Source organism: Streptomyces sp. NPDC104814, assembly GCF_055583185.1.
In genome coordinates, this window is sequence record NZ_JBVJOL010000008.1 from 199,131 (window position 1) to 218,642 (window position 19,512).

Annotated in this window: 17 protein-coding genes; 6 read left to right on the forward strand and 11 right to left on the reverse strand. The window is 73.2% G+C overall.

From position 1 onward, the window contains the following. Positions 1 to 125: 125 nt before the first annotated feature. The 5 genes from ACZ64A_RS25765 to ACZ64A_RS25785 all read right to left on the reverse strand — a co-directional run bounded on the left by ACZ64A_RS25765 (position 126) and on the right by ACZ64A_RS25785 (position 5,781). Positions 126 to 491, reverse strand: coding sequence for a hypothetical protein (locus ACZ64A_RS25765; RefSeq protein WP_469813470.1), 366 nt, complete (start codon positions 489 to 491; stop codon positions 126 to 128). 362 nt (positions 492 to 853) lie between these two features. Next, complete coding sequence (locus ACZ64A_RS25770; protein WP_469813754.1) at positions 854 to 2,191, reverse strand: AAA domain-containing protein; 1,338 nt, start codon at positions 2,189 to 2,191, stop codon at positions 854 to 856. A gap of 2 nt (positions 2,192 to 2,193) precedes the next feature. Next, a complete protein-coding gene (locus ACZ64A_RS25775; protein WP_469813471.1) occupies positions 2,194 to 3,786 on the reverse strand; it encodes a hypothetical protein in 1,593 nt (530 codons plus the stop codon). Further along, a complete protein-coding gene (locus ACZ64A_RS25780) occupies positions 3,777 to 4,898 on the reverse strand; it encodes a hypothetical protein (protein WP_469813756.1) in 1,122 nt (373 codons plus the stop codon). The genes ACZ64A_RS25775 and ACZ64A_RS25780 overlap by 10 nt, the downstream gene beginning before the upstream one ends. Then, complete coding sequence (locus ACZ64A_RS25785) at positions 4,849 to 5,781, reverse strand: phosphatase PAP2 family protein (protein ID WP_469813473.1); 933 nt, start codon at positions 5,779 to 5,781, stop codon at positions 4,849 to 4,851. The genes ACZ64A_RS25780 and ACZ64A_RS25785 overlap by 50 nt, the downstream gene beginning before the upstream one ends. 214 nt (positions 5,782 to 5,995) lie before the next feature. Between ACZ64A_RS25785 and ACZ64A_RS25790 the strand changes: the two genes are divergently transcribed. Next, positions 5,996 to 6,592: a histidine phosphatase family protein gene (locus ACZ64A_RS25790; RefSeq protein WP_469813474.1), complete on the forward strand. Its 597-nt coding sequence runs from the start codon at positions 5,996 to 5,998 to the stop codon at positions 6,590 to 6,592. Positions 6,593 to 6,713: 121 nt separating this feature from the next. On the opposite strand, the gene ACZ64A_RS25795 is transcribed toward ACZ64A_RS25790, so the two are convergent. Beyond that, positions 6,714 to 8,162 carry a hypothetical protein gene (locus ACZ64A_RS25795; RefSeq protein ID WP_469813476.1) on the reverse strand — a complete coding sequence of 483 codons (1,449 nt, stop codon included), beginning with the start codon at positions 8,160 to 8,162 and terminating at the stop codon, positions 6,714 to 6,716. Positions 8,163 to 8,469: 307 nt separating this feature from the next. Between ACZ64A_RS25795 and ACZ64A_RS25800 the strand changes: the two genes are divergently transcribed. Together ACZ64A_RS25800 and ACZ64A_RS25805 are read left to right on the forward strand one after the other, a co-directional pair. Continuing rightward, positions 8,470 to 8,946 (forward strand): hypothetical protein, encoded by a 477-nt coding sequence (locus ACZ64A_RS25800; RefSeq protein WP_469813478.1) that lies wholly within the window; start codon positions 8,470 to 8,472, stop codon positions 8,944 to 8,946. A gap of 147 nt (positions 8,947 to 9,093) precedes the next feature. Further along, a complete protein-coding gene (locus tag ACZ64A_RS25805) occupies positions 9,094 to 9,963 on the forward strand; it encodes a spermidine synthase (protein WP_469813480.1) in 870 nt (289 codons plus the stop codon). 9 nt (positions 9,964 to 9,972) lie between these two features. On the opposite strand, the gene ACZ64A_RS25810 is transcribed toward ACZ64A_RS25805, so the two are convergent. Continuing rightward, positions 9,973 to 10,494 (reverse strand): hypothetical protein, encoded by a 522-nt coding sequence (locus ACZ64A_RS25810; protein ID WP_469813482.1) that lies wholly within the window; start codon positions 10,492 to 10,494, stop codon positions 9,973 to 9,975. A gap of 144 nt (positions 10,495 to 10,638) precedes the next feature. On the opposite strand from ACZ64A_RS25810, the gene ACZ64A_RS25815 reads away from it, so the two are divergent. The 3 genes from ACZ64A_RS25815 (at position 10,639) to ACZ64A_RS25825 (ending at position 14,373) form a co-directional block, all read left to right on the forward strand. Continuing rightward, entirely contained in the window at positions 10,639 to 11,346 is a 708-nt protein-coding gene (locus ACZ64A_RS25815) for a response regulator transcription factor (protein ID WP_469813484.1), read from the forward strand. Next, positions 11,343 to 12,716: a sensor histidine kinase gene (locus ACZ64A_RS25820; RefSeq protein WP_469813486.1), complete on the forward strand. Its 1,374-nt coding sequence runs from the start codon at positions 11,343 to 11,345 to the stop codon at positions 12,714 to 12,716. The genes ACZ64A_RS25815 and ACZ64A_RS25820 overlap by 4 nt, the downstream gene beginning before the upstream one ends. Before the next feature lie 172 nt (positions 12,717 to 12,888). After that, a complete protein-coding gene (locus ACZ64A_RS25825) occupies positions 12,889 to 14,373 on the forward strand; it encodes a glycoside hydrolase family 18 protein (RefSeq protein WP_469813488.1) in 1,485 nt (494 codons plus the stop codon). 19 nt (positions 14,374 to 14,392) lie between these two features. On the opposite strand, the gene ACZ64A_RS25830 is transcribed toward ACZ64A_RS25825, so the two are convergent. The 4 genes from ACZ64A_RS25830 to ACZ64A_RS25845 all read right to left on the reverse strand — a co-directional run bounded on the left by ACZ64A_RS25830 (position 14,393) and on the right by ACZ64A_RS25845 (position 19,222). Beyond that, on the reverse strand, positions 14,393 to 15,829 hold the full coding sequence (locus ACZ64A_RS25830) for a GH1 family beta-glucosidase (protein ID WP_469813490.1): 1,437 nt from the start codon (positions 15,827 to 15,829) through the stop codon (positions 14,393 to 14,395). A gap of 140 nt (positions 15,830 to 15,969) precedes the next feature. Next, complete coding sequence (locus ACZ64A_RS25835) at positions 15,970 to 16,863, reverse strand: carbohydrate ABC transporter permease (RefSeq protein ID WP_469813492.1); 894 nt, start codon at positions 16,861 to 16,863, stop codon at positions 15,970 to 15,972. After that, positions 16,860 to 17,891, reverse strand: coding sequence for a carbohydrate ABC transporter permease (locus ACZ64A_RS25840; protein ID WP_469813493.1), 1,032 nt, complete (start codon positions 17,889 to 17,891; stop codon positions 16,860 to 16,862). The genes ACZ64A_RS25835 and ACZ64A_RS25840 overlap by 4 nt, the downstream gene beginning before the upstream one ends. Then, on the reverse strand, positions 17,888 to 19,222 hold the full coding sequence (locus tag ACZ64A_RS25845; protein WP_469813495.1) for an ABC transporter substrate-binding protein: 1,335 nt from the start codon (positions 19,220 to 19,222) through the stop codon (positions 17,888 to 17,890). Before ACZ64A_RS25845 ends, ACZ64A_RS25840 begins: the two co-directional genes overlap by 4 nt. Between the last annotated feature and the right edge of the window lie 290 nt (positions 19,223 to 19,512).

A 19,512-nucleotide genomic window follows, 5' to 3' on the forward strand; every position in this document is an offset into this window, starting at 1 on the left:
TGTGAGCGTGCACTTGCGCAGGGTTGCGGGAAACCGGGACAAGGGGCCGGAGGAGGGGGTATCTTGCCCGCTTCTTGCCCATCTGGCATATGCCGACGGCTGCCGGGGTCGACGGGCGGGCCGGCTCAGACCGGGTCGGACGGGCTGGACCCGTCTCCGCCGCGCAGCAGGTCACGGCCGAACTCGACCATCTTCTTCGCGTAGTCCTCGGTCCATTCGGCCCGCTCGGCGATGTCCGCCGGCGTCAGCCGGTCGAACCGGCGCGGATCGGCGAGCTGTGCCGCGGCGATCGCCTGGAACTCCACGGCCCGGTCGGCCGCCGCACGGAAGGCGTGCGTCAGCTCCGTCGCCCGCTCCAGCAGCGCGCGCGGATCGTCCATCGACTCCAGGTCGAAGAAGTGCTCCGGATCGGAGGCCGCCGCCATGGGCTCGAAGAGCAGGGGCGCGGGGCGTAGCCGCGGTTCGTTCCGACGCGGCGTGGGCTCCGCCATGTCTTCTCCTTCTCGTACGGGGCGAACGTCACGGGGGCGCCGCCACGGGGTGGACCACCCTCCATTGTCCCGCGCCCACGCAAGGGGGCCTCGGCCTCGCGCTTCCCACCGAGACCCGCCACCCCGGATATCAAGCACCCCGGCCCCCGCGATGTTCCCACCGGTCACGAACGCCCCCGCGACGTCCCGCCGGTCATGGCCGCCAGGGCACCCGGTGTTCGGTCAGGTGTGCCAGGACCGCGTGGTTCGCCTCCCAGCCGTCGGGGGCTGCGACTGTTGGCCGCCTCCGGCGGCGTGCCGGACTCCGTCCGGCGGCGGGGGCGGCGTCGCCTGGTGGTCGTGTTGCGGAGCTGCAGGGCCGGTCATGGCCGCCAGGGCACCCGGTGTTCGGTCAGGTGTGCCAGGACCGCGTGGTTCGCCTCCCAGCCGTCCGGGAACTTCACGAGCGTGCCCAGCTGGACCGGTTCCGTCGACGGGTAGTCGTCCAGGAGGTCCTCCACGCCCGCGCGGCACACCACGATGCACGCGTGCCGGTGCCGGGAGGCCAGCACGCACAGGCGGCCGGTCTCCAGATGGAACGCCGTGGCGTCGGGGCGGCCGGACAGCGGGTGCAGCACCACCGTCACGTCGTACTCCCGCCCCTGAAGCCGGTTCGCCGTGTCGACGGTCACGTCGGACACGCCCAGCTCGGCGAGCGCCGCGCGGACCGCCGCCGCCTGGTCGCGGTGCGCCGTGCCGACGGCGACGCGGTCGGCGGTCAGCGGGGACGGCTCGGGCGAGCGCTCCGACACCGCCGCCCCGCCCCGGTCCAGGAGCCGCCGTACCACCAGCGCCACCGCCCGGACCGCCTCCGGGTCCGTGCGCGGGGTGTGCCGGGCCGGCAGCTGCAGCAGCCCCCAGCCGGAGGCCGCGGCCTCGTCGATCACCCGGTCGGGGCCCGAGCCGTCCGACGGGACGGCGAAGGCGAGCCGGCGATCGCCGGGGCCGGTACCGCTGCGGAACGGCGTGTACGGGTAGAACGCGTCCGACACCAGCGGCGCCGCGGAGGCCGGCAGCCTCCAGGACACCGGCAGCCGGTGCTGCGGCAGATCCGGGTTGTGCGCGAGCAGGGTCGTCACCGCCGACGCCGACGGGTCGTACGACAGACCCGCCCACTGCTCGCTGCCCACGATCGCGAACGGGTCCAGCTGCCCGGGGTCGCCCACGAACAGCGCCCGCTCGAACAGTCCCGCCACGGCGAGCAGACCGTCGGAGCGCATCTGGTACGCCTCGTCGACGATCGCGTGCGGCCACGGCTCGTCCACCTTCACATGCGCCCACTTGGCCGCCGTGGACAGCACCACCGGCAGCCCGGCGAGATCGGCCGCCTTCGCCGAGGTGCGCACCTGCTCCAGGTCGTCCAGGGCCCGGTCGTAGGCGTCGGCGTCGCTGCTGTGCAGCCGGCCCACCGGCAGCCCGGGGTTCTTCTCGGCCAGCCGCAGCACCAGGTCGTCGACCTGCGCGTTGGTCTGCGCGACCACCATCAGCGGCCGCCCGGCGCCGGCCAGCTCCAGCGCCGCCCGTACCACCAGCGTCGACTTGCCTGCGCCGGGCGGGGAGTCGACCACGACACCGCGCGCGGTGCCGTGCAGCGTGTCCGCGAGGATCGCGTCCGTGGCCCGGGTCGCGGCCGCCCCCGGATCGAAGGCCGTCTCGGTCACGGTCACAGCACGTCCTCCTCGGTGACGGGATCGGCGGGCTCGGCGGCCCGCTCACCGGGCGGCCCGCCGTGCGTCCACGGGGTGTCCTCCGGGTCCGGCAGCTTCGCGCCGCCGCGCTGCTCGTGCTCGAACAGCGTGAAGCACACCCGGTCGCCCTTCTCGGGCACCGAGCCCTCCTCGGGTTCCTTGCCGCGCCCCATCTTGTCGAGGATCCGCAGCACCAGCAGCGCCCCGTCCTCCTCGGCGCCGACGAACTCCGCCGTCTGCGGCCGCCCGCCCAGCGACCGGTACACCTTCACCCGCTCGCCCAGATGCGGCCGGTCGTCCGTGCGCACCGTCACCAGCGGGCGCGGGCTCGGCCGCTTGCCCTCGCTGTACGCCATGGTCACGTCCGTCACCTCACCGGCGAACGCCTCCCCGGCCAGCCGCCGCCCCGCCATCACCAGCGGATCGTCCAGCGCCTCCTGCGCCTCCAGCCGGGCCTGCTCGCGCTCGCGCGCCGCCAGCTTGTTCGCCGCGGTCACCGCGTCGTCGCGGCGCGGCTGCGGCGGCTCCCCGGCCAGCACCCGGTCCCGGTGCCCGGTGAACGACCAGCGGTCGCGCGTCCAGCGCTCCTCGGCATGCGCGCCCGGCGGCAGCGCCCGCAGCAGGTCCAGCCCCCGCCAGATTTTGTCCCAGGTGGGCAGGGTGACCTGCGCGACAAGCCCCCGGATCTCCTCCTCGGCCCGGCCGAGCGCACCCAGGCGCTCGTCGGCCTGCAGGCCGTCGTCGGCGGCGGCCAGCGCGGTGCGGGCCCGGTCGTAGCGCTCGATGGCGGGGGCGAGCAGCTTGTTGTCGAACGCCGGATCGGTGGCCGGCCCGGCCGGCGGGCACCGCAACTGTCCGCCCGCGTCCCTGGCCAGCTCCGCCTCCAGCGCGGCCTCGGCCCCCGAGACGCCCTCCGGCGGATCGATCCACGCCAGCAGCGCCCCCAGATGCTGGTCCTCCAGACCGGACTGCCCGGTGGCCCAGTGCCGGGCGAGCACCTCGGTGAGGGCGAGCAGCAGGGACGAGCCGGGCACCCGGGCCCGCTCGGCGTAGTGCGTGAACCAGCGCCCCAGCAGCGGCACCCGGGGCGGCGCCGGGTACGGCGTCTCCGGCTCCTGCTCGGCCGTACGCCTGAACCGCATCGAACGCCCCAGCAGCCGCACCAGCTCGACGCCGGCCCGGCTCGGCACGATCAGCTGCGGGGCGTCCGCGCACAGGTCGACCTCCACCTTGACCCGCTTGCCGGTCTCCGGATCGGTCTCGGTGCGCTCGGCGGCCTCCACCACCTCGCCGTACGACTCGATGTACGGCAGGACGACATCGGCCAGCTCGGCCAGGAACGCGAACCGCAGATCCCGGTCACGCGGCTGCGGTACGACCAGCAGGCGCGGCGCGTCCCGGTCGGTGCCGACCAGCGCGCCGAGCGGGGCGCCCGCCTCACCGGCCGTGGTGAGCGGCACCAGGACCAGGGGCCGGTCGGACAGATGCCGGTGCCGCACGGTCGCGGCGGGCTGCGCGCGTCCGCTGTCGACGGCTTCCAGGCGGGCGAGCGTGTCGGTCAGTGACATCCGGCCCCCTCCAGTGCCTCGGCCCGCAGCTGCGCGGCCCGGCGCAGCGCGGCCACCGCCGGATCGTCCGGGTCGCCGGCCCGACCGCGGGCCGCCGCCAGCACCTCGGGCACGGTGGCCAGTCCGCCCAGCTCGGCCCGTACGGCCCGGCCGAGCGAGGTCACCGCCTCGGCCTCACGGGAGCGGCGGCGGCAGTGGAAGGCCAGCTCGCAGGCGGCCAGACACTCGGGCGCGTAGGTCGCGGGCACGGACTCCACGGCCTGCGTGAGCTGCTCCGCGGGCAACTCGGGGGAGAAACACGTCCCCTCGGGCAGGGCGTCGGCGATCTCCTCGATCCGGGTGAGCCGGGCCAGCTGGCGACCGGTCACCGCGCGCTGCTTGCGCACGTCGACCGCGGCGGCGGTCGGCAGGTTGGAGAAGTCCTTGGGGCACACCAGCAGCACACGGTGGCGCACCTGCGGAGCCGGCTCCATCCGGCCCGCGACCTCCTCCAGCGCCAGCACGTACACGGCGGCCTGCCGGGCGGCGGCGCCCACCTTCGCCGGGTCGGCGGAGCCGTCCAGCATCGGGAAGGACTTGATCTCCACGACCGTCCAGCTGCCGTCCGGGTGCACGACCACCGCGTCCGGCTCCAGGAACGCCGGGGACCCGGCGACCTCCAGGGCGAGCATCGGATGGTCCAGCAGCGTCCAGCCGCCCGCCTCGACGGCCTCCCGCAGCGCCAGCGCCGTACGCGCCGTACGCCCCTCGGGTCCGGACGCGGTCAGATCGGGCACATACGTGCGCTCCGGCGCCTCGGCGCCCGGGTCGAGTCTGTCGTGCACCAGCCGCAGCAGTTCCGCGCCGCCGTCCGCCTTGACCTTCGCCTCGAAGGCGTTGCCGCGGGTGAGGGCGAACTGCGACTGCCCGAACACCGACGGCGCTCCGAGCGCGCCCGCCAGCGCCGCCTTGTCCACCCCGGCGCCGTCGAGGAGCGCGCGGCGCCGGCAGCCCGGGTTGGCGGCGAGCGCCGCGAGGGCGCGGGCGTCCAGCGCCCGCGCGGGTACGTCGGGTCCGCGCAGCTCAGCGAGCCGGTGCCGGAGCGCCGTCCCCGGTGTCCGTGGGGGCGGCACTCGGCTCGGCGTCGGCTCCGGGCCGTGATGCGCGCTGCCGTGGAATTCGCTCACCCGCCGAAGTCTGGCATCCGTCACTGACAATCGAGGCGGGAGCGCCGGAAGAGCCGGCCGTGAACCGCGCCCGTACCCGGTCGGCGAACCGCGTCAGGACGGGCGCGAGCAGCAGCCCGACACCCATCACGGCGACCCCGGCGACGGCGTCGAGCAGGTAGTGGTTGGCGGTCCCCATGACCACGAGCGTGGTCCCCAGGGGATAGACCACCGCGGCGACCCGGGCCGTCCGGCCACGGCCGTGGCGCCACAGCATGACGCCGCACCACAGAGCCCAGCCGACGTGCAGACTCGGCATCGCCGCGTACTGGTTGGTCATGCCGCCCATGCCGCGCGGCGCGCTCGCCTCACCGCCCCACCAGCCGTACGAGCTGTAGTGGGCCATCGTGTCGACGAAGCCGTACCCGGCGGCCAGCAGGCGCGGCGGACAGGTCGGCATCAGCGTGAAGCCGATCAGCCCGAGGAACGTGGACGTCAGCAGCCAGGTGCGGGCCGCCCGGTAGTGGGCGCTGTGCGCACGGAACAGCCACACCAGCAGCGCCGGCGTGACCAGGTAGTGCAGCGAGGCGTACCAGAAGTCGGCCGGTATGCCGAGCCAGGGGTTGCGGGTGAACAGCCGGTTCAGCGGGTGCTCGGCGTTGATGTGCAGGAACTTCTCGACCCGCAGCAGCGCCAGCCCGTGGTCGACGGCGTCGGAGACGTCACCGCGGGCGAGCAGACGGCCCGCGGAGTAGCAGCCGTACACGAGCAGGACCAGAGGGAGCTCGGTCCACCAGCGCAACCGGGTCGCCGGGCCCGCCTCGCTGCCTGGTGACTCGGTCTGCGGCATCCGATTCGCCCTCCCCCTTCTTCTCACTGCTGTTCGCGGGTCTTCGCGCCGGGATCACCCAGCCGATGCGGGGGAGTCACTCTACGGCGTGGACGGCACCCGCGGCGGGCCGCCCCCGGTCCGGGAAGACGTCACCACCGCCCACCGGGTTGCCCGCGACGGGGGTACGCGATGATGGAGAGGAACCCCCTTCCGGACCCGAAAGGCCCCTCGCATGGCACCGCGCATCCTGCTGGCACGGCACGGACAGACCGAGTGGTCGCTGTCCGGCAGGCACACCGGCAGGACGGACATCCCGCTGCTCGAGGAGGGCAGGCGCGGGGCCAAGCTGCTCGGCGAACGGCTGCACCGGGCGCCGCTGGACGGCCTGCCCGACGTGGAGGTCCGCACGAGCCCGCTGGCACGCGCGCGTGAGACGTGCGAGCTGGCCGGCTTCGGCGACCGCGCCACCCGGTGGGACACGCTCATGGAATGGGACTACGGCGCCTACGAGGGCCTGACCCCGGCCGAGATACAGGCGCTGCGCCCCGGCTGGTTCATCTGGCGCGACGGGGTGCCCGAGGGCGAGACCCTGGCCGAGGTGACCGCCCGCGCCGACGAGGTCGTCGCCTGGGCCCGCTCGGCGGACCGCGACGTCCTGGTCTTCGCGCACGGCCACATCCTGCGCGCGATCGGCGCCCGCTGGCTGGGCCTCCCCCTGGACTTCGCCTCCCGCATCCGCCTGAACCCGACGTCCCTGTCCACCCTCGGCTGGGCCTACGGCGAACCGGCCCTCGAATCCTGGAACGACGTGGGCCACCTGGCGGGTTGACCGGGACCGGCCGCACACCCGACGTTCACCCGGCACCCGGCGCCGCTGCCAGGGGGCGCGGGGAACTGCGCGACCGGCCACCACCCGACCCGCGGACGACTCACGACCCGGCGCCGCAGGCTCACGGCATGCGCGGCAAGGACGCATGCCGCTCCAGGAACGCCCCCACCCCCGAAGCCCGCCGATGCGGCAGCAGCACCCGCGCGGTCCCCGCCAGCATGCTCTGCACGCGCGACGACTGCACCTGGTCCAGCAGCCCGAGCACCGTCAGCCCCGCCGCGGCCGCCTCGTCCGGCCGCCCCCCGCGGGCCAGGTCGTCCGCCAGCTCCGCCGTGTACAGCGCCGTGTTCCGCGTGAAGTGCGGGTCCTGCAACCGCGCCGCACGACGCGCCTGCCGCGCCGCCCGGTCCCAGTCCCCGAGCGTCGACCAGCACTGCGCCTCGAGCCCGGCCAGCTCCGCCTCGCCGTAGAAGCTCATCCACTCCGGGTCGGCGTCCGACGGCCCCCGTGCGAACAGCGCCTGGGCCCGCGCCAGCGCCTGTTCGCACCCGAACCGGTCCGCGAGCCCCGCCCAGCCGCCGGCCTCCCGCAGTGACAGCAGCGACATCAGCCGCGCCGACCCCAGCGGCCGGGCGACCCGCTGCGCGGCCTGCGCCGCCCGCACCGCCTCCCGCGGCCGACCCGCGTCCCGGGCGAGGAACGCCATGTTGCAGAAGGCGTGCGCCTCCAGCCCCGCGTCCCCGGTCATCCGCGCGGTGGCCAGCGCCTCGGCGTAGTGCGAACGCGCGTCCTCGAAGCGCCCCGAGTCGTGCGCCAGCCACCCCACCGAGATGGCCAGCTCACCCGCGCCCGCGTGCAACCGGTCCGCGGTCGCCTGCCGGGTCGCGCCGGCGTCCAGCAGCGCGTATGCGGCGCGCAGCGGGGCGGCCGCCCTCCGGTACAGGCCGTCGGCGCCGTGCCGGTCGTCCAGCACCCGGATCCGGCGGACGGCCTCTTCCAGGGCGCTCGCCTCGCTCGTCCCGACGCGGCGCGCGGGACGGGTGAGGCGCACCAGGCCCGCGGGGCGCGCGGACGCAGCGGCGTCGGGGGCGAGCCCGATGGGGCCCAGCGAGGCGGCGGCCACCGTGGCGCCTCCGCCGCTGATGAATGCGCGACGCAGCACGTCGCTCTCCTCATGGTCGTGGTGGTGCGTGTCGTACGGGTCCTGCGGCTCATACGGTTCGACGCCCCCGCCCGGTTCAGCACCGCGGGCGACCGGCACGCGCGCCGCCCGCCCGCGTACCGCCGAGCGGGGTGCGAAACCCAGGTCCACGAGCGTGCGGCCCGGGAACATGTGCAGGAACACCCGCTCGTAGGCGTAGTTGGGACAGCGGATCTCGCCCGCCTCGACCCGCCCGATGTAGCGCGCGTCGCAGCTGACCCGCTCACCGATCTCCCGAGCCGCGCGCCTCACCAGCGCGGCGAACTCGGCCGGTGAGCGTGCTCCGCGCAGCTGCCGGAAGACGAGGTTGGGCCGCGGTGGCCGGTTGGGCTGGGACGCTGGGGCAGCGTTCACCGTTGACGACGCCATGGCCGGGTCCTCTCGTGCGAACCGTCGAACCATGCCGGAGCCGGGGTGAGTTGCCCCTGTATCGGGGTGATCACCCTGTTGTCCGGCGGCAAGAACGTACCTGCTGTGGTCGCCCCGCCACGCAGTGTTTAGCTACAAACCGGATATCCCACCCCCGATCTGCCATGAACTGCCATCCTTTGCGGCGGACTTTCGCCGTAGCCGTTGACACGACCGCGCGTTGAACCCGGTGGACCGCGACAGGCCGCTCGCAACCGGCCGTGGCGATCCGCGACAGGGGCCAAGGAATCGCGTGGTGGAGGCCGGGATGGAGACCAGCCGGAGCATCGCACCGTGTACGGCACCGGGTACGCCGCCGGCGCCGGAGGCGCACCCGCCGAGACCGGGAGGCAGTGCCGCGCCCGGCACCCCGGACGCGTGCGACCTCGTCACCGTGCCGACCCGCCAGGGCCTGGAGGCCGTCGACATCCTGCGCCGAGGCGCCTCGGACGCGGTCGGCCCCGTCCTGCACGACCTCGGCTGCGGCACCCTCGCCTTCCTCGTCCCGCCCGGCACGGCGGCCGGCTGGGACGTCCCGGGCAGCACCTGCACCGAGACGGACGGCCGCGGGCTGCGGCTCACGCCGGAATCGCCCGGATCGCCGGAATCGCCGGAATCGCCGGTGGAAGGCTCCGCCTGGCTGCTTCCTCCCGGCGGCTCCGACGGGGCGACCGACCCGGCGGTCCTGCGCCGCGCACTGGGCGAGGCGGCCCGCCTGATCGAAGCGGCGGACAGCTGCCGCTGACCTGTCGCCGTACGCCCCGGCGCCGCGCACCCGCACGCGCGCGTCCCGAACCCCGCGCACCCACCCCACCCCGCGGGCCCACCCCCGCCCAGTGCCCGATCACCTCACGCGCACTCCCCGTACCCGGCAACCCCGGATAATGGCCGGATGGGCAAGTCCAGGAACTCCGGGCGCCGGCAGGCCGCCGCCGATGCCGTCGTGGAGCAGGTCGACGGCGGAACCGCGGAGCTGGTCCCCGACCGGGACCGTTCGCGGGCCTGGACGCTGCTGGTGGACGGCGCGCCGCAGTCGCACGTCGACCTGGACGACCCGGCGTACCTCTCCTTCGAGTACCAGCGCCGCATCGGCCACGTCATCGACCTGGCCGCCCCGCCCGGCAAACCGGTCCACGCCGTGCACCTCGGCGGCGGCGCCCTCACCCTGGCCCGCTACGTCGCCGCCACCCGCCCCCGCTCCACCCAGCAGGTCGTCGAGCGGGACGCCGCCCTGGTCCAGCTGGTGCGCCGGGAACTTCCGCTGGACCCCGCCGCCCGCATCCGGGTCCGGTCGGCCGACGCCCGCGAGGGCCTCGGCAAGGTCCCGGACGGCTGGGCGGACCTGCTCGTCGCGGACGTCTTCAGCGGCGCCCGCACCCCCGCCCACCTCACCTCCACCGAGTTCCTGGACGAGGTCCGCCGGGCGCTCGGGCCGGGCGGTGTGTACGCCGCGAACATCGCCGACGGCCCGCCGCTGGCCCATCTGCGCGGCCAGATCGCCAGTGCCGCCGCGCGGTTCGCCGAGGTGGCGCTGATCGCCGACCCGGCGGTGTTGCGGGGCAAGCGGTTCGGCAACGCGGTGCTCGTGGCCTCCGACGCGCCTCTGCCCGTCGCCGAACTGACCCGCCGTGCGGCATCCGACCCGCACCCCGGCCGGGTCGAGCACGGCAAGGCGCTGCGGGACTTCACCGGCGGCGCCGCCCCCGTCACCGACGCGGCCGCCGTGGCGTCCCCGGCCCCACCGCCGTCGGTGTTCGGTTAGGCACCGCCTTCAGTACGTGCCGACGTCCACCCGCGGTGGCCCGTCGTGCCAGGTGCAGAAGACCGACACCCGGTCCGCGCCGGAGGAGAACTCCACCCGGATCCACGACTCGGTCTTCCACCACTGCATCGACCAGCCCGGGTTCGGGGCGGCCGACACCAGGGACGCGCTGGACGGGCCGATGTCGAACACCACGCGGCCGCCCTTGGAGTCATAGCTCCTGACCCGGCCCGAGGCGGTCGCGGACGGACTCGGGGAGCCGGCCGGCGGGCGGGAGGAGGCGGGCGGCCGGCGGCTCGGCGCGGGCGACGCCGAGGGCCGTGACGTGGCGGCCGGCGGCGCGGACCGGGCCGTGGACGACACCCGTGGCCCGGCGCCCTGCGTCGTCGCCTGCGCCGCCGTGATCGGCAGGGCGCGCGGCGGGTCGTAGACGGTGCCCGCCATCACCGTGTGCACGCCCCACCACGACAGCGTGACGGCCGCGCCCGTGGCGAGCGACCACGCCAGTACGTGTACGAGTCCTCTGCGCATCGCCGGCCATACTGCCTCACCCGTCACTCCCGTGTCCCCCGGACCGGCCCGCGCCCGGCCCCCGCGACACGGCCGGTTCTCCACAGCCCCGGAGTTGTCCACAGCCTCCCACCGGCGTCCCGCGCATGGCGTACGGTGCCGCGCATGGCAAGTGTTCTCGTGGTCGAGGACGACCAGTTCGTACGCTCGGCGCTCATCCGGCATCTGACCGACGCCACCCACACGGTGCGCAGCGTCGGCACGGCGCTGGAGGCGCTGCGCGAGGTCGCCCATTTCCGTTTCGACGTCGTCATCCTGGACCTCGGACTGCCCGACCTGGACGGCTCCGAGGCACTGAAGATGCTGCGCGGCATCACCGACGTCCCGGTGATCATCGCCACGGCCCGGGACGACGAGACGGAGATCGTCCGGCTGCTGAACGCCGGGGCGGACGACTACCTCACCAAGCCGTTCTCCCCGGAGCACCTCTCGGCGCGCATGGCCGCCGTGCTGCGCCGCGCCCGGGCCGGCACGGCGGACGCCCCGCCGTCCACGGTGATCCGGGTCGGCGGCCTCACCGTCGACCCGCTGCGCCGCCAGGCCGAACTGGACGGGGTGCGCCTCGACCTCACCCGGCGCGAGTTCGACCTGCTGGCCTTCCTCGCCGGCCGTCCCGGCGTGGTCGTCCCCCGCCGCGAGCTGCTCGCCGAGGTGTGGCAGCAGTCCTACGGCGACGACCAGACCATCGACGTCCATCTGTCCTGGCTGCGCCGCAAACTGGGCGAGACCGCCGCCAGCCCGCGCTATCTGCACACCCTGCGCGGGGTCGGCGTCAAGCTGGAACCACCGCAGGAAGCGGAGCCGCCGCGATGAGGTGGGCACTGGTGAGGGTCTGCCTGGCGGTCACCACGATGGTCGTGGTCGCCTTCGCCGTGCCGCTCGGACTCGTCATCAAGGAGATGGCCCGCGACCGCGCCTTCTCCAACGCCGAACGGCAGGCGGCGGTCGTGGTGCCCGCGCTGTCCATCACGACCGACCGCGAGCAGCTGGAGCGGGTCGTCGCCTCGGCCGGCACCGGCGACGGCATGGCGATCCACCTGCCGGCCGGCGACGGCACACCCGCCCTCGACCTCGGTCGCCGACGCGCCACCGCCCAGGACATCGAGGCGGTCCGCAGACTGGGCCGTGCCTCCACCGCCCAGGTGCCCGGCGGTTCCGTCCTGCTCCAGCCCGTGGCGCTCAGCCTCGGCACCGTCGTCGTCGAGGTGTACGTCCCCGAGGCCGAGGTCAGCAACGGTGTGGGCACGGCCTGGGCGGTGCTCGCCGGGGTCGGCGCGGCGCTGGTCGTCGGCTCGGTCGCGGTCGCCGACCGGCTGGGCGTCCGGATGGTCCGCCCGGCGCAGCGGCTGGTCGAGGGCGCGCATGAACTGGGCGAGGGCAAGCTCGGCGCCCGGGTGCCGGAGGAGGGGCCGACCGAACTGCGGCTCGCCGCGGTCGCGTTCAACTCCATGGCCGATCAGGTCGTCCACCTCCTCGCCAACGAGCGGGAGCTGGCGGCCGACCTGTCCCACCGGCTGCGCACCCCGCTGACCGTGCTGCGCCTGAACGCCGCCTCGCTCGGTGACACACCCGCCGCCGAGCAGACCCGGGCCGCCGTCGAGCAGCTGGAGCGGGAGGTGGACACCATCATCCGCACGGCGCGCGAAGCCAAGCCGCAGACCGCGGCGGCCGGGCCCGGCGCGGGCTGTGACGCGGCCGAAGTGGTCCGGGAGCGGATGGAGTTCTGGTCGGCGCTCGCCGAGGACGAGGGCCGCAAGTGGCGGGTGGCCGGGGTGGAACGCCCGGTGCGCATACCCGTGGCCCGCGCCGACCTCGCGGCGGGGCTGGACGCGCTGCTGGGCAACGTCTTCCGGCACACCCCGCAGGGCACGGCCTTCGCGGTCGACGTGCACAACGGCGAGGACGCGGTGATCGTGCTCGTCTCCGACGCCGGACCCGGCATATCCGACCCCGAGGCGGCGATGGCCCGCGGCCGGGGCTCGGGCAGCGACGGCTCGACCGGGCTCGGGCTGGACATCGTGCGCCGGCTCGCGGAGTCCACCGGCGGTGATGTGCGCGTCGGGCCGTCGGTGCTGGGCGGCGCGGAGGTGCGGATCTGGATCCAACTGGACGGCCGCCGCACCCCCGCCGGGCGCGGTCACCGCGGGAGCGTACGGCGGCGTCGCCGGCTCTCCGCACGGTGACGCCCCGCCCCCGGGCTCCCCGAATTGGTCTCTACCTTTAACCGGTCCCGATCCCTTCCTTAAGCCCGGCCTAAGAACCTCAACCGCCGTCTGCATCAGGGTTTTTGTCCGGTTCGGGCTCGCTAGCGTGCTGCCGCACCACACCCCCCGCGAACAGCGAAGGCAGGCACGCATGAGCACGCACCGGCGCAGGATCAGTGGCAGGAACAAGGCGATAGGCGGCCTGGTGGCCGCAGCCGTGGCCGGCGGCGGCGCGTTCCTGCTCACCGGCACGGCGAACGCGGCCGGGGTGAACGCCGCGTACACGAAGACCAGTAGCTGGTCGACCGGCTACACCGCGCAGTACGTCGTCACCAACAACAGCGGCCGGGCGGAGAAGACCTGGACGCTCGAGTTCGATCTGCCGGCCGGCGCGAAGCTCGGCTCCCTGTGGAACGGCGAGTCGAGCGTCAGCGGACGGCACGTCACCGTGACGCCCCCGAAGTGGGACACCGACGGCCTGAAAGCGGGCGAGTCGGCCACCGTCGGCTTCGTCGTCGACGGCACCGGCGACCCGTCGGGCTGCCGTATCGACGGCGGCGCGTGTTCCGCCGACGGCGGTGCCACCCCGGAGCCCAGCGGCCGCCCCACCCAGTCGCAGACCCCCACGCCGACCGCGACCCCGACCGCCAAGCCCACCACGACCGCCGAGCCCACCGCGACCGCCGAGCCCACCCGGACGCCCACCGCCCCCCCGTCCCCCACCAGCGGCAACGGCACGACGACGGCCGCCGGCTTCGCCCCGTACGTCGACACCTCCCTCTACCCGGCGTTCGACCTGCTCGCGAACGCCGACGCGACCGGCGTGAAGAACTACAACCTCGCCTTCGTCACCGACGGCGGCGGCTGCACCCCCAAGTGGGGCGGCGTCACCGACCTCACCGCCGACGCCGTGGCAGGCCAGATCGGCGCCCTGCGCGCCAAGGGCGGCGACGTCCGGGTCTCCTTCGGCGGCGCCAGCGGCACCGAACTCGCCACGTCCTGCTCCTCGGCGGACGCGCTGGCGGCGGCCTACGGCAAGGCGATCGACGCGTACCGGCTCACCAAGGTCGACTTCGACATCGAGGGCGGCGCGCTGCCGAACACGGCCGCCAACACCCGCCGCGCCCAGGCCATCGCCAGGCTCCAGCAGAGCCACCCCGGCCTGGACGTCTCCTTCACCCTGCCGGTCATGCCCGAGGGCCTCACCCAGGACGGCGTGAACCTGCTGTCGGGCGCCAAGTCGAACGGCGTGAGGATCACGGCCGTCAACATCATGGCGATGGACTACGGCCCCGCCTACAGCGGCGACATGGGCACCTACGCCGAGCAGGCCGCCACCGCCACCCAGGCGCAGGTCAAGGGCGTCCTCGGGCTGTCCGACAGCGCGGCCTGGAAGGCCGTCGCGGTGACCCCGATGATCGGCGTCAACGACGTCTCCTCCGAGGTCTTCAAGGTCGACGACGCCGCCCAGCTGGTGACCTTCGCCAAGTCCAAGGGCCTGGGCTGGCTGTCGATGTGGTCGGCCGCCCGTGACAAGGCCTGCGCCGGCGGCCCCAAGCCCTCCGCCGACGCCACCTGCAGCTCGATCGCCCAGGACCCCTCCGCCTTCTCCAAGGCGTTCGCGTCCTACCAGTGACCGCCCCGCCCGGCAGAACCTAGGCGGCCTCCACCGGCGGCAGTGCGCCGGTGCGGGCCGCCCGGCCGTACCAGTGGGCGCTGGACTTCGGGGTGCGGTCCAGGGTGACGTAGTCGACGTAGACCGCGCCGAAGCGCTTGCCGTAGCCGTACGCCCACTCGAAGTTGTCCATCAGGGACCACAGGTAGTAGCCGCGCACGTCGGCGCCGTCGGTGAGGGCGCGGCGCACCGCCGACAGATGGCCGTGCAGGTAGGCGATGCGCTCGGGGTCGTGCACCAGGCCGTCGGCGTCGGGCTTGTCGTCGTAGGCGGCGCCGTTCTCCGTGACGTACAGCGCCAGCCCGGGCGCCTCGCGCGAGTAGCGCATGATCAGCTCGTGCAGGCCCGTCGGGTCGATGGTCCAGCCCATCTCGGTGCGCTCGCCCGGCGTCTGGTGGAAGGCCACGTCGTCGGCGCCCGGCCAGGGGGAGTGTTCGCTGGCGCCGTGGCCGTCGGCCCGCACCGGCGGTGCGTCCGGGTCGGCGGCGGAGACCAGCGCGGGCGTGTAGTAGTTCAGGCCGAGCGCGTCCAGTGGTTGGCGGATCAGCTCCAGGTCACCCGGCTGCACGAAGGACCAGTCGGTGAGCGAGGAGGTGGCCTCCAGCAGGGTCCGCGGGTACGCCCCGTGCAGGATCGGCCCGTGGAAGACGCCGTTGGCCAGGTCGTCGATGCGGCGGGCCGCGGCGAGGTCCTGCGGGGTCTGCGACAGCGGGCGCACCACCGAGGAGTTGAGGCTGATCGCCACCTCGTTGCGGGCCGGCATGACCGAGCGCAGCGCCGACGTGCCGAGCCCGTGCGCCAGGTTCAGGTGGTGCGCCGCCCGCAGCGAGGCCACGGGGTCGGTGCGGCCGGGGGCGTGCACGCCGGAGCCGTACCCGAGGAAGGCGCTGCACCAGGGCTCGTTCAGGGTGATCCACTGCTCCACCCGGTCGCCGAGCGCCTCGCCGACGATGTGGGCGTACTCGGCGAACCGGTAGGCGGTGTCCCGCTCCGGCCAGCCGCCCGCGTCCTCCAGTTCCTGCGGCAGGTCCCAGTGGTAGAGGGTGACGGCCGGCTTGATGCCGTGGGCCAGCAGCTCGTCGACCAGCCGGCGGTAGAAGTCCAGGCCGCGCTGGACGGCCGGCCCGCGGCCGGTGGGCTGCACCCGCGGCCAGGAGACGGAGAAGCGGTAGGCGTTCAGGCCCAGCTCGGCCATCAGCGCCACGTCCTCGCGGAAGCGGTGGTAGTGGTCCACCGCGATGTCACCGGTCTCGCCGCCGGCGGTCTTGCCGGGCGTATGGCTGAAGGTGTCCCAGATCGAGGGGGTGCGGCCGTCCTCCCGCACCGCCCCCTCGATCTGGTACGCGGAGGTCGCGGCGCCCCAGAGGAAGGCGGGGGGAAACGTCACCGGGTTGCCCGGGTTCACGGACTCAGTCATGGAAGCGCTCCCATTGGTGGTCGTGGAGACCTTGGTGGGTCATGGAGACCTTGGTGGTCGTGGAGACCGACGAGTGAGGGGAAGGAAGGGAAGGGGCCGAGACGGCGGTGACCCGGCCCCCGCGGTGGTGCGGCGCGCGGTCAGCCCTTGACCGCGCCCTGCATGATGCCGCCGACGATCTGCTTGCCGAACAGCAGGAACGCCAGCAGCAGCGGCAGCGTGCCGAGCAGCGCGCCCGCCATGATCACCGAGTCGTCGGGGATGTAACCGGTGCCCAGCTGGTTCAGGGCCACCTGCACGGTCGGGTTGTCGCCGTTCAGCGCGATGATCGGCCACAGGAAGTCGTTCCAGGCCATCACGAACGTCAGCAGCCCGAGCACCGCCATCGCCGGGCGGGCCGCCGGGAAGACGACGTGCCACACGACCCTGAGGCTGGACGCGCCGTCCACCCGGGCCGCCTCGATCAGCTCGGTCGGCAGCGCCTGCACCAGGTACTGCCGCATGAAGAACGTACCGAAGGCGCTCACCAGGGTCGGCAGGATCACCGTCTGCAGATGGTTCGCCCAGTGCAGGTCCGTCATCCACAGATACAGCGGTACGACGGCCAGCTGCGGCGGGATCATCATCGTGCCGATGGTGAGCAGCAGCAGTGTCGTGGAGAACCGGAACCGCAGCTTGGCGAAGGCGAACCCGGCCAGCGTCGAGAACAGCACCGTGCCCACGGTGATCGTGCCCGCGACGAACGTGGTGTTGAGCATCGCGGTGCCCATCCCGGCCTGGTCCCAGGCGGTTTGAAGGTTCTTGAACAGGTTCCCGCCGAACCACAGCGGCGGCGGGGTCTGCGCCAGGCGCGTGTTGGTGCGCGAGGCGGCGATCGCCGTCCACACCAGCGGGGCCAGCGAGACGAGCGCGAACACCACCAGCACGGCATAGGTGAGAGGGCCGGCGTGCAGCTGCTTGCCCGCGCCCATCACCCGGCGGGGGGCCTTTCCGGAAGCGGTCTTCCCGGGCAGGGTCAGTTCACCGGTCGTCATTGCGCCCTCCTCAGCCGTCGGGAGACCAGCAGGTTGAGCGCGGCGACGATCAGCAGGAGCAGCAGCATGGTCCAGGCGATCGCGGACGCCTTGCCGAGATTGCCGATGATGAAACCCTGGTCGTACATGTACAGACCGAGGGTCTGGAACTGGTGCTCCGAGCCGCCCTTGGAGCCGCTCACGCCGCCGAACAGGAGTGGCTCACCGAAGAGCTGGGTCGCGCCGATCGTGGAGACGACCACGGTGAACAGGATCGTCGGCCGCAGCATCGGGATCGTCACGTTGCGGAACTGCTGCCAGCGGTTCGCGCCGTCGATCGCCGCCGACTCGTAGAGGTCGGCCGGGATCGCCTGCATCGCCGCCAGATAGATCAGCGCGTTGTATCCGGTCCACCGCCAGATCACGATCGAGGACACCGCCGCTTGCGAACCCCAGTCGGATTCGTGCCAGTTCACCGGGTTCATGCCGAGCAGGTCGAGCGCCCAGTTGACGATGCCGTTCTTCTCGGGAGAGAACAGCAGCGCGAACACCAGCGTCGCCGCCGCCACCGAGGTGGCGTACGGGGTGAGCATCACCACCCGCCACACGGTGGAGCCGCGCAGCCGGAAGTTCAGCAGATGCGCCAGCCAGAGCGCGGCCGCCAGCTGCGGCACGGTGGAGATCAGCCCGATGGTGAAGGTGTTCTGCAGGGCGTTCCAGAAGAACTCCGAGGACAGCAGCGACTTGTAGTTCGCGAGGCCCGCCCAGCTCTGCCCGTCCAGGTTGGACAGCTGCACATGGTGCAGCGAGTACCAGGCGGTGTACAGCAGCGGCACCAGCGAGAAGGCGCCGAAGATCACGAAGAACGGGGAGATGAACGCGTACGGCGCCGCCTTCATGTCCCAGCGGTACAGCCGGCTGCGCCAGGAGCCCCTGTCCGCCGGCGGCGTACCGCGACCGTGAGCGCCCCGGGCCGCGCCCGGCTGGGAGCCGGGCGCGGCCTCGGCGCTCGACGCGGGATGCGCGAGAGCCTGCTCGGAGCTGGTCACTGGCCGAGCACGTCCTTGATCTCCTTGGTGGCCGCGTCCCAGCCCTGCTCGGGCGACTTGCCCTTCTGCTCGACCTGGACGATGCCGATGTCACAGATCGCGGTGTCGATCGGCTTGTCCTTCGGGCCGAGCGGCTGCGCCGGGATGGTCTTGGCCGCGTCGGAGAAGATCTGCGTCAGCGGGGCGTTCGAGAAGTACGCCTGGGTGTCGGCCTGCGGCTTCAGGCTCGCGTACGCCGACGGGACGGACGGGAAGCTCGCCTGCTTGGCGAAGACCTTCGCCTGCTGCTCGGGCGCGGTCAGCCACTTCGCCAGCTCGATGGCCTCCTTCTGGTGCTTGCTCGCCTTCGGCACGCCGATGAAGGAACCGCCCCAGTTGGCCGCGGTCGGGGCCGCCGCCACGTCCCACTTGCCGCTGCCGGCCGGGCCGGACTTCTCCTCGATGTAGCCGATCATCCAGGCGGGGCAGGCGACGGTGGCGAAGGTGCCGTTGGCGAAGGCCTGGTCCCAGGACTTGTCGAACTGCTTCAGCTTGGCCGACATGTCGCTGGTCGCCACGCCCATGGCGGCCGTCCAGGCCTTCTTCACGCCGGTGGACTTGTCGTAGACGACGTTGCCGTCCTTGTCGTAGTTGCGCTCGCTCTCACCGCCGAGGACCGCGTTGTAGACGGAGGAGGCGGAGTCGACGTACTTGGTGCCGCTCGGCGCCTTCTTCATGTACTGCTTGCCGAGGTCGACGTATTTGTTCCAGTCGCCCTTCCACAGCGCGGCGAGCTTGGTGCGGTCGGTCTCGATGCCGGCCTTGGCGAACAGGTCCTTGCGGTAGCAGACCGCCATCGGGCCGATGTCGGTGCCGAGCCCGATGAGCTTGCCGTCCTTGGTGGTGGCCTGGGCGTTCTTCCAGTCCAGCCACTGCGACTTGTCGACCTCCTTGCCGAGGTCGACGAACTTGTCGCCCTGGGTCTGGACGGCCTCCGTGACGTTGCCGATCTCGATGGCCTGCACGTCATCGGTGCCGGAGCCGGCCTGGAGGCGGGTGAGCACCTTCGGCCAGTAGACGTCGGTCTTGGTGGTGACGTTCTCCTTGACGACGACGTCCGGGTGCAGCTTCATGTACTCGTCGTACAGTCCGGCCTGCTTGTAACCGAAGACCCCGAAGGTGCCGACGGACAGCGTCACCTTGCCCTTTGAGTTTCCCCCTCCGCCGCCGCTGCCGTTGTCGGCACTCGACGAGCCGTCGTCGCTGGCGCAGCCTGCCAGCAGTCCCGTGGCCAGTACGGCGACGGCTGTCAGTGCCGTCAGCCGGTGGGACCGGCGGGTACTCGTACGCATTGCGTCCTCCTGTTGCCTGACGTGCCGACCCCCCGGCCAACTGCAGTGGTTGGGCCCGTTCTTGCTCGCTGCGGCTCGGGCGGGGAACGTGCGGGACATGTATGTGTCAGGTGGTGTGGGAGCGCTCCCACAGGTGATGTGTTGAAGAGTCGTGGGTTCGTGCGGGGGTGTCAAGGGAACGGACGCGGAGAAGTGCGTTCAGTTATCGGGCCGTTAACTGGAGTCAGGGGTTCCGGCGGGGGCGTCACGGGGCGGTCACCTCGCGTGGCGCGACTGTTAGATTCCAGGCC